The following is a 9,334-nucleotide window of genomic DNA, read 5'->3' on the forward strand; positions in this document are numbered from 1 at the left end:
GCAATAATCATAGCTAACATAAAAATAATTTTTTTCATAAATTGAATTGTTAATAGTTTGTCCAAAATTACAAATTGTAAAGAGTATGGAATGTTAATAATAACTTAAATATATTTGTTTAACATTTTATAAATATAATTCAACAAAAAAAATAGTAATTTTACAAAAAATATAATTTTATAATGAAAATTTACAGATTGCATACAAAACAAAACCTACCTATAACTATTGACGAAGCATGGGATTTACTATCTGACCCAAAAAATCTCCAGAAAATAACTCCGGAGTATATGGGTTTTAAAATTCTCTCTGGTGCTGATAGACCAATGTTCCCAGGGCAAATTATTCAGTATATTGTTACTCCTGTTTTGGGAATTCCAGCTAAATGGGTTACCGAAATAACACATGTTGTAGATAAAAAATATTTTGTTGACGAACAACGATTTGGACCTTATGCTTTGTGGCATCATAAACATTTTATCAAGGAAATTGATGGCGGTGTAGAAATGGAAGATATTGTGGATTATAAAGTTCCTTTGGGAATTTTGGGACAGTTAGTGCATCCTTTTTTGGTTAAACCAAAATTGAACGAAATATTTGAATACAGAAGAAAGAAATTAATAGAAATGTTTGGAGAATTTAAACCACAATAATATGAAAAATATACTCTTAATAGGCGGCTCTTATGGCAACGGATTAGCGATAGCCAAAGAATTGCAATACGAAAACAAAGTTTTTATTGCCTCAAGAACAAACGACATTATAGCTGAAATGAATGTTACACACATTCCTTTTGATGCCTTGACGGATACTTTGGATACGACCAAACTTCCCGATGTAATTCATGGATTTGTGTATTGTCCAGGAAGTATTAATCTTCGGCCATTTAGAGGGCTAAAAATCGAAACTTTTGAAGCTGATATGCAAATTAACTTTATCAGTATGGTTAAAGTTATTCAATCCATTTTACCAAATTTGAACGCAGCAGAACAGTCAAGTATCGTGCTATTTAGTTCTGTTGCTGCAAGTATGGGAATGCCTTTTCACACTAGCGTAGCCGCTGCAAAAGGTGCCATTGAAGGTTTTGCAAAAGCATTGGCTGCTGAATATGCTCCAAAAATTAGAGTAAACGTTATTGCGCCATCTTTAACGGATACACCATTAGCCGAAAAATTCTTAAGCAATGATGAGAAAAAAGAAAAATCAGCTTTGCGACATCCTTTAAAAAGAGTTGGAAGTACTGAAGATATGGCGCAAATGGCGAGTTTCTTATTGAGTGATAAAAGCAGTTGGATTTCGGGACAAATTTTCCATGTTGATGGTGGTATGTCAACGCTGCTAGTGAACGGATAAGAAGTTAAAAGTTTAAAGGTTTAAGAGTTTAAAATTGTTATTATCCAGGTTATGTAAACTTAAACTACTTTAAACAACCTTAAACCAACTTAAAAAAAAAAACATTAGATATTATGAACCTATTCTGGTTTCGACGCGACTTACGATTAGATGATAATGTTGGACTTTTTCACGCGCTGCAAAATGGTGAAAGCGTTTTGCCTATATTTATTTTTGATCAAGACATACTTTCTCAATTGCCAAAGGATGATGCGCGCGTTACTTTTATTCATCAACAATTAGAAAAAATCCAAAACCAATTACAAGAAGTTGGAAAATCTTTGGCTGTCTTTCATGGAAAACCTATTGAAGTTTTTCAGAAACTGATTGCAGAAAATACTATTAAAGCAGTGTATACCAATCACGATTACGAACCTTATGCTCGTAAAAGAGATTTGGATTTGTATCATTTGTTTAAACAACATACTATTGAATTTAAAACTAGCAAAGACCAAGTCATTTTCGAAAAAAGCGAAGTAGTCAAAGACGATGGGACACCTTATGTAGTCTATACACCCTACTCCAATAAATGGAAAGAAAACTTTAATAAGATACAGTTAATTAATTATAAATCAGAGATTTTACTCAATAAAATTACACTTCACTCCTATCCTTTTTTAAGTCTAGGGGATATAGGTTTTGAAACTTCTACTATAAAAATAACACCTTTCGATATTTCCAAATCTTTGATTGATAATTACGAAGCTACTCGCAATTTTCCGGCATTAAACAAAACTTCCTATCTTGGGATTTACCTACGTTTTGGAGCAGTTTCCATTCGGAAAATGATAGCCAAGGCAATTGAAAGTAAAAACGAAACATTTTTTAAAGAATTGATTTGGAGAGAATTTTTTATGCAAATTCTATGGCATTTTCCACACACAAACAAATCGAGTTTCCGTCCAAAATATGATGGAATAAAATGGGATAATAACGAAGTAGTATTTCAAAAATGGTGCGAAGGAAAAACGGGCTATCCTTTTGTAGATGCTGGTATGCGCGAACTAAATGCTACCGGACACATGCACAATCGCGTACGAATGATAGTAGCTAGTTTTTTATGTAAACATTTGTTGATAGATTGGCGTTGGGGTGAAGCGTATTTTGCCATCAAACTTTTAGATTACGAACAATCTAGCAATGTGGGTAATTGGCAATGGGCAGCAGGAAGTGGCGTTGATGCAGCTCCTTACTTTAGAATTTTCAATCCAACGGAGCAAATTAAAAAGTTTGATAAGGATTTAGTATACATCAAAAAATGGATACCCGAGTTGGATACTTTAGATTATCCACTTCCTATTGTCGACCATAAACAAGCTCGAGAAAGATGCCTTACAGTTTATAAGGAAGCTGTGGGTTAATTTATCGTTTGTATCGTTTCAAAACTAAGTTCATCAAAATTACTAATTACCCTATCGGCTTTAGAATAATCCTGCATTTTTGAATGGAAACTATCATAACCAATACAGTAAATTCCGGCCGACTTTGCTGCCAAAATCCCATTGGTACTATCTTCGATAACAATACAGTTTTCTACAGGAGTTTTTGCCAAAAATGCAGCTTGTTGAAAAATAGCTGGATGAGGTTTGGATTTTGGAAAATCTTCTCCAGAAACAATGTGAGTAAAGTATTGGTGCAACCCAAAACGATTGAAAATCCTATTAATCGTTACTGTTGCTGATGAAGATGCTAACACCAATTGCATTCCTTTTTGATGTAAATCTTTAATCAAATCTTCTACACCGTCTAATAAATATAAATCTTCTTTGCTATCAAAAGCTTCATTAAATAAATTGCGTTTCGTTTCTACTAAAGTTGGAACATCATCCGATAAATTAAATTGCACTTTTAATCTTTCAAAAATATTTTTGGTCGAATTGCCTGTAAACGTGGCATACATTTCGGGTGAAACATCGATGTTTAATTGTTTGAAATGTTGGTTATAAGCATAGTGATGAACTGGTTCAGTATCTACAATTACGCCATCCATATCGAAAATTACCGTTTTAATCATGTTCATTACGAGGAACGTGGCAATCTGTTCCCAAGATTTAGTTCTATAGTCTATTCTCTTTATTCTATTCTCTTTCCTCTTTCTCCAACAAATACCGTATCACCGTTTCAGCAGCATACAAACCAAAAAGACAGGGCATATAACTGTTCGTGCCATAAAACGATCTTTTATAGTTGGTTCCATCAGTCATTTTTAAGCTAGAGGCATCCTGTATTTCAGAAGAGTAAACTACTTTCAGTTTATCTATATGGACTTTTTTTAAACGCTTTCTTATGGTCTTAGCCAAATGACAATGCGCTGTGTTTTTTATATTGGCAACTTTTACCTTTGATGCATCCATCTTTCCTCCTGCTCCCATACTCGAAATCACTTTTACCCGCTTTCTTTTACAGGCAGCAATTAGGTTCAGTTTAGGGGTAACACTATCGATGCAATCTAGTACATAATCAAAATCGGGAGTAACAATTTCTAGCGAGCGTTCCGGTGAAAGGAATTCTTCTATACGAGTTAAGTTCAACTCCGGATTAATATCCATCAATCTGTCACCAACAACATGTACCTTCGGCATTCCAACTGTAGAATGCAACGCGGGTAACTGTCGATTTATATTAGTAATATCTACAACATCACCATCAACAATGGTCAAACTTCCAACACCAGCACGAGCCAAAAACTCAGCAGCGAACGAACCAACACCACCAAGTCCAACAACTAATACGTTAGCATTTTTTAAGTTATTTAATCCTTCTGCCTTAAATAAGAGCGCTGCTCTTTCTTGCCACTTTGCCATTTTTTTTATCTTTTCGAGGCACGAGCAATCGCATCCTCTGATTTAAAATTAAAATGATTTAAAAACTAAACTAAAATTATTTTGTATTTGTTTTTGGAGCTCATCCAAGGTAATTTTTTTATATTTCGCCGCTAAGGTATAAACTTCTTCTAAGGATTCTTCAACAGTATCGGTTTCCAGAAAAAAACGATGATTAGGAACTGATTTAAAAACGTATTCTAATTCAGTCCCGACGCTTCGGGATTGCAATAAATATTTTCCAAAAGACAGATAAAACCCATTATCCAATAACTGCTTTGCCAGTTGTGCATTTTTTGAAAACCCATGAATAATAACAGGAACAGAAATATCCAACCTTTTTTTAATTTCAATTAATTCATCAAAAGCCGCCACCAGATGCAATATGAGTGGTTTTTTATATTTATCAGCCAAAGCAATTTGCTGTTTAAAAACTTTGATTTGCACTGCTAATGGAATTTCGATACGCTTATCTAAACCACATTCGCCAAGAGCCAAACATTCTGGCTGTTGTAATTTCTCTTCAATAATTTTTAAATCCAGTTCCAATCTGTTTTCATCAATATACCAAGGGTGAATTCCAATAGAATAATGCGGAATACTTTCGTCAAACTCCCAAGGATATTGATTGACCAATTCCAAAGTGGTTGGATTGTTAGTGAACTTGTGAGTATGCAAATTGAAGTATTGCATTAGTCATGAAACTTTTTAACACCAGCCAAAATGGCAATTTCTAAATCATTCTCGAGTGGAACAATAGGACAAGAATATTTATGATTGTAGGCACAATAAGGATTGTACGCTTTATTGAAGTCGATTGTTGTTGTATTTCCTTTTGGAATTTTCATATCAATATACCTTCCGCCTATGTAGCTTTCCTTTCCGCAAGTCAAATCAGAAAAAGGTAGAAAAAGATAATCTTCAAAACCTGCTTTTTTAATTAATTCTATATTTTGATACAAATTGAGTTTGAAATCTTTTCCGTCTATTGTAAAAATTAATTCGCCATACTTCACATATTCGGGTGCTCGTGATGTTGACGTTTTCATCTTGAATATTTTTTCATTGGGTAAACGGACAAACTTCGCTTTCACTATAAATTTAGTATTTATAGGAAAGAAATCCAATGATTTAAAAGATGCAAAATCCTCTGAGGACAATGGGCTCTTTTCACGATTTGAATAATCTTTATTGAGTGAGTCTTGGAATTCTTTTGATGATTCTTGTGCTGTTATCAAAAAACTTGTTAGTAAAAACAAAAGTGAAAATATTTTTTTCATTGTGTACTTTTTAACAAAAATAATGTAAAACTAAGTACGCTTCCAAGAGTATGAGCCACAAAGTTTTTTAAATTTGTAAATCAAACATTACTACATGCTCCAATTAGCTTTTCAGCGATACATCAACAATTTCAGAGGATTTTCAAGAGAAATTTGGATTCTCGCCATTATTACTTTTATCAATCGTGCGGGAACGATGGTTTTGCCTTTTCTTTCAAAGTATTTGAAGGAAGATTTGCATTTCACTTATGGAGAAGTTGGATGGATTATGGTTTGTTTTGGTTTTGGTTCGATACTTGGTTCTTGGTTGGGTGGAAAGCTTTCGGATAAAATTGGGTTCTACCGCATCATGATTATTAGCTTGTTGGTTAGTGGTCTACTTTTTTTTGTTATTCAATTCATTACCAGTTTTATAGGTCTTTGTATCAGTATGTTTTTGATCATGACTGTAGCTGACATGTATCGTCCTGCGATGTTTGTTTCATTGGGTGCCTATGCCAAACCTGAAATCCGAACTCGTGCGCTTACTTTGGTTAGACTGGCTATCAATCTTGGCTTTGCAGCTGGACCTGCATTAGGCGGTTTGATAATTATGAATATTGGCTATCGTGGCTTGTTTTGGGCAGATGGTACTACCTGTATCATAGCTATTCTAATTTTTTGGTTAAAAGTAAAAGAAAAGAAAAAAACAGCTTTTCGCGATAAAGCTCACCCAGGCGAAGTGTTGACCCATTCCGTCTTCAAAGACAAGCCATTTATGATTTTTCTTTTAACGTGTTTAATTTCGGGTATTTTATTTTTTCAATTATTTACTACTATCCCACTCTATCATAAAGAACAATTTAGCTTAACCGAATTTCAAACTGGGCTGCTATTAACTATGAACGGTTTGATGATTTTCTTCCTTGAAATGCCTATTGTTAGCTATGTGGAACGACATCACATTAGCAAAGTGAAAGTAGTTGCCTTAGGTTCTTTATTAATGGCTATCAGTATGTTGTTGATGCTTATCAATACTTGGTATGGTGTTCTCATAATTATGATGGTGTTTATGACCTTTGGGGAAATGTTTGCCTTTCCTTTCTCTAATTCGGTTTCATTGAGCAGAGCACCTAAAGGGCATGAAGGCCGTTATATGGCTATATATACGATGAGTTTCAGTTCGGCTCATATCCTTAGTGCGAAAATGGGTATGGAAATTATTGAATATTTTGGTTACCAAATGAATTGGTTGTTTATGGGACTTCTTGGTTTATTGGGTTTCATTTTAGGGATTTGGGTGTTTCGACTGATACGAAATGAGAATAATAACCTCTAAAATATTATTTTTAATTATTTAAAGGTTAAAAAACTACTAATGTATATTTGATGTTTTAATATCTATACTAAATTTGATTGTAATTCTAAATGAATAAAACATGAAGTACGCCATTAAATTTGCAAGTTTATTTTTGTTTGTAGTTTTTCATTCTTTTGCTCAAACTACTGAAAATGATCCCTTAGTTAAACTTTTGAAAGACATGTATTTTGTCACTTGGAACAAAAACACACCCGAACAACAAATGAAAGACGATGTGAAGGTATTTGCTGAAAAAGGTGTTACTTTAAAATACAGCAATGTAAAAAGAAATGAAAGCAATGAAATTATAGCCATCACTATTTCTTATAAAACAAAAATTGGTGAAAAGGGTTCATTGAGTTATGATAATATAAAACCAATAGGTGATATAAAAATTTACAAACAAAATAACGAGGTAGGTTTTGGGCAGACGCCAATGTTTCCTGCTGGTCTTACTTTTTCTTCTAGTGTTGACCCAGAAGATACCATGATGAAAAACTATAAATATTCATACCCAAATGAAAAACCTTCTGGTCCACGAATTATAACAAGCATTCAAAGAACGGGTAAAGAACCCTTAATTATTGAAGATGGAAAAGTCATAGAAGGTGGAAGTGACTATACCAAAGAAGAGATTGACGAATTTATTAAGCAAAGTAACGAAAGTAGCACCGGCGTTGTAGGATACAAACAATTTAATTACAAAAAAGGCAATCAAGATTTTTCACGACAACTCGAACAAATTCAAAAACAATTGGATGATTTAAAACAAAAACAAGAAAACAATTAAAATGAGATTGAACTGGCTGAAGAAAAAATAAAAAAATCCGAAGACGATGAGAAAGATGGGAAGAAAAAGTTTAAAAACTCAAAAGCATAAACTAAATCCGCTACAAAGCGGATTTTTTTTTAAACTCAACATTACTATATTTGAAAAAAAAAAAACACACAAGATGAAAAAAATAGTACTTCTTTGCTTCTTCTGTTTATTGTTTATGTTTGCACATGCTCAAGACAAAGCAAGTAGAATCGACAGTTTATTAACCGCTTACAGTAATCAAAAAGTATTTAATGGAAACGTTTTGGTAGCTGAAAATGGTGTAGTACTCTTCAAAAAGAGTTATGGTTATGCCGACGAAGAAACCCAAAGAAAACTAAACCCCGAAACCGTTTTTGAATTAGCGTCAGTTTCGAAACAATTTACGGCTATGGGTATTGTTTTACTTCAAAAACAAGGAAAACTATCATTTGATGATCCTATAAAAAAATACGTTCCTGAATTGAGTTTTTATGAAGGAATAACCATAAGAAACCTATTACATCATACAGGTGGTTTACCTGATTATATGGAACTTTTTGCGGAACATTGGGACAAATCAAAAATTGCTGTAAATCAAGATATTGTTACGCTTTTTGCCACACACAAACCAAAAGTACTATTTCAACCTAACGAAAAGTATGAATACAGCAACACAGGTTATGCGCTACTAGGACTTATAATTGAGAAAGTCTCAAAACAATCGTTTGGCGATTACTTGAAAGCCACTATTTTCAAACCTTTACAAATGAATAACACCCAAGTGTATCGCAGTCGTTATCAACCCGAAGTGATTCCAAATTATGCAAATGGTTATGTACTGGACGAAAAAAACAATAAAGTAAAACCCGATACTTTTGGAAAAGAATTCTACAGCTATTATCTTGATGGAATTGTAGGCGATGGCATGGTAAATTCTAACCTTGACGATTTATTAAAATGGGACCGAGCACTTTATGGAACGCAACTAGTAAACGACTCAGACAAGCAACTCATTTTTAGTTCGATTAAAACCTTAGACGGCAAAAACACTAATTATGGTTTTGGTTGGGGCATAAGTCAACATATAAAATATGGAAAATCAGTGAGTCATACCGGAAGTTGGGCAGGATATCTCACAGCCATTTCGCGCTTTTTGACAGACGATAAAACAATCATCATATTACAAAACAACCTTACTCAAACTACAAAATTGCCGATAGATGAAATTAAAAGAATCCTATACAATGAGAGTATTGTTGATAAGATAGAAAACAAAATAGCGCTGACTACAAAAGATTTAGATGTTTATTTAGGAGAATATTCTAGCCCCGAATTTCCGTTAAAAGTCTCGATTACTAAAGACAATATCACTTTGATGGCTCAGGCAACTGGGCAATCTGCCTTTCCATTAAATGCCATTGCTAAGGACAAGTTCGAATTTAAAAGAGCAGGTATACTTCTCGAATTTGTGCCTTCCGAAAAGAAAATGATACTCAACCAAGGCGGAAAACAGTTTGTATTTACTAAATCGTAGAATGATGTACAAAACTTTAGCTAAACTCAATAAACTGCTCTTACCCAGTTTCACCAAAAAACAATTGGATTTATCCAAAGCCAAAAAATGGCAAATGGCTATTATTGGATGGCGTTATTATGTAACGAAAAGAGCTCTTCATTAATAGGTTAAAGCAGTAAGTATTTC

At 33.5% G+C, this 9,334-nt stretch carries 11 protein-coding genes; 7 read left to right on the forward strand and 4 right to left on the reverse strand.

Annotated features, from left to right (window positions below; translation table 11 throughout):
- The first annotated feature begins 182 nt into the window (after positions 1-182).
- The 3 genes from ACK5ON_RS07050 to ACK5ON_RS07060 all read left to right on the forward strand — a co-directional run bounded on the left by ACK5ON_RS07050 (position 183) and on the right by ACK5ON_RS07060 (position 2,753).
- Positions 183-653, forward strand: a complete 471-nt coding sequence (locus ACK5ON_RS07050) for a cell division inhibitor (RefSeq protein WP_396174774.1) — start codon at positions 183-185, stop codon at positions 651-653.
- A gap of 1 nt (position 654) precedes the next feature.
- Entirely contained in the window at positions 655-1,353 is a 699-nt protein-coding gene (locus ACK5ON_RS07055) for an SDR family NAD(P)-dependent oxidoreductase (protein ID WP_409821177.1), read from the forward strand.
- A 113-nt stretch (positions 1,354-1,466) separates the two neighbouring features.
- The gene (locus ACK5ON_RS07060) at positions 1,467-2,753 is read left to right on the forward strand and encodes a cryptochrome/photolyase family protein (protein ID WP_409821180.1); all 1,287 of its coding nucleotides are present in this window, start codon (positions 1,467-1,469) and stop codon (positions 2,751-2,753) included.
- On the opposite strand, the gene ACK5ON_RS07065 is transcribed toward ACK5ON_RS07060, so the two are convergent.
- The 4 genes from ACK5ON_RS07065 to ACK5ON_RS07080 form a co-directional block, all read right to left on the reverse strand.
- The gene (locus ACK5ON_RS07065) at positions 2,750-3,406 is read right to left on the reverse strand and encodes an HAD family hydrolase (protein ID WP_396174768.1); all 657 of its coding nucleotides are present in this window, start codon (positions 3,404-3,406) and stop codon (positions 2,750-2,752) included. The two genes, ACK5ON_RS07060 and ACK5ON_RS07065, sit on opposite strands and share 4 nt — an antisense overlap.
- Before the next feature lie 64 nt (positions 3,407-3,470).
- Positions 3,471-4,196, reverse strand: coding sequence for a ThiF family adenylyltransferase (locus ACK5ON_RS07070; RefSeq protein WP_396174766.1), 726 nt, complete (start codon positions 4,194-4,196; stop codon positions 3,471-3,473).
- A 48-nt stretch (positions 4,197-4,244) separates the two neighbouring features.
- On the reverse strand, positions 4,245-4,907 hold the full coding sequence (locus ACK5ON_RS07075; protein ID WP_409821183.1) for a TatD family hydrolase: 663 nt from the start codon (positions 4,905-4,907) through the stop codon (positions 4,245-4,247).
- Entirely contained in the window at positions 4,907-5,494 is a 588-nt protein-coding gene (locus tag ACK5ON_RS07080; protein WP_409821186.1) for a DUF1684 domain-containing protein, read from the reverse strand. Before ACK5ON_RS07080 ends, ACK5ON_RS07075 begins: the two co-directional genes overlap by 1 nt.
- A 94-nt stretch (positions 5,495-5,588) precedes the next feature.
- On the opposite strand from ACK5ON_RS07080, the gene ACK5ON_RS07085 reads away from it, so the two are divergent.
- The 4 genes from ACK5ON_RS07085 (at position 5,589) to ACK5ON_RS07100 (ending at position 9,311) form a co-directional block, all read left to right on the forward strand.
- Complete coding sequence (locus ACK5ON_RS07085; protein WP_396174760.1) at positions 5,589-6,812, forward strand: MDR family MFS transporter; 1,224 nt, start codon at positions 5,589-5,591, stop codon at positions 6,810-6,812.
- Positions 6,813-6,912: 100 nt separating this feature from the next.
- Positions 6,913-7,623 carry a hypothetical protein gene (locus tag ACK5ON_RS07090; protein WP_396174758.1) on the forward strand — a complete coding sequence of 237 codons (711 nt, stop codon included), beginning with the start codon at positions 6,913-6,915 and terminating at the stop codon, positions 7,621-7,623.
- 163 nt (positions 7,624-7,786) lie between these two features.
- The gene (locus ACK5ON_RS07095; protein ID WP_396174756.1) at positions 7,787-9,166 is read left to right on the forward strand and encodes a serine hydrolase domain-containing protein; all 1,380 of its coding nucleotides are present in this window, start codon (positions 7,787-7,789) and stop codon (positions 9,164-9,166) included.
- Between the two features lie 4 nt (positions 9,167-9,170).
- Positions 9,171-9,311, forward strand: a complete 141-nt coding sequence (locus ACK5ON_RS07100; RefSeq protein ID WP_409821190.1) for an SsrA-binding protein — start codon at positions 9,171-9,173, stop codon at positions 9,309-9,311.
- Positions 9,312-9,334: the final 23 nt, after the last annotated feature.

This window comes from Flavobacterium sp., assembly GCF_046317795.1.
Lineage (GTDB): Bacteria > Bacteroidota > Bacteroidia > Flavobacteriales > Flavobacteriaceae > Flavobacterium.

Excerpts from the sequence above, each read along its gene's own strand:
- ACK5ON_RS07050 (WP_396174774.1), top strand. The coding sequence starts at position 183 with ATGAAAATTTACAGATTGCATACAAAACAAAACCTACCTATAACTATT.
- ACK5ON_RS07055 (WP_409821177.1), top strand. The coding sequence starts at position 655 with ATGAAAAATATACTCTTAATAGGCGGCTCTTATGGCAACGGATTAGCG.
- ACK5ON_RS07060 (WP_409821180.1), top strand. The coding sequence starts at position 1,467 with ATGAACCTATTCTGGTTTCGACGCGACTTACGATTAGATGATAATGTT.
- ACK5ON_RS07065 (WP_396174768.1), bottom strand. The coding sequence starts at position 3,406 with ATGATTAAAACGGTAATTTTCGATATGGATGGCGTAATTGTAGATACT.
- ACK5ON_RS07070 (WP_396174766.1), bottom strand. The coding sequence starts at position 4,196 with ATGGCAAAGTGGCAAGAAAGAGCAGCGCTCTTATTTAAGGCAGAAGGA.
- ACK5ON_RS07075 (WP_409821183.1), bottom strand. The coding sequence starts at position 4,907 with ATGCAATACTTCAATTTGCATACTCACAAGTTCACTAACAATCCAACC.
- ACK5ON_RS07080 (WP_409821186.1), bottom strand. The coding sequence starts at position 5,494 with ATGAAAAAAATATTTTCACTTTTGTTTTTACTAACAAGTTTTTTGATA.
- ACK5ON_RS07085 (WP_396174760.1), top strand. The coding sequence starts at position 5,589 with ATGCTCCAATTAGCTTTTCAGCGATACATCAACAATTTCAGAGGATTT.
- ACK5ON_RS07090 (WP_396174758.1), top strand. The coding sequence starts at position 6,913 with ATGAAGTACGCCATTAAATTTGCAAGTTTATTTTTGTTTGTAGTTTTT.
- ACK5ON_RS07095 (WP_396174756.1), top strand. The coding sequence starts at position 7,787 with ATGAAAAAAATAGTACTTCTTTGCTTCTTCTGTTTATTGTTTATGTTT.
- ACK5ON_RS07100 (WP_409821190.1), top strand. The coding sequence starts at position 9,171 with ATGTACAAAACTTTAGCTAAACTCAATAAACTGCTCTTACCCAGTTTC.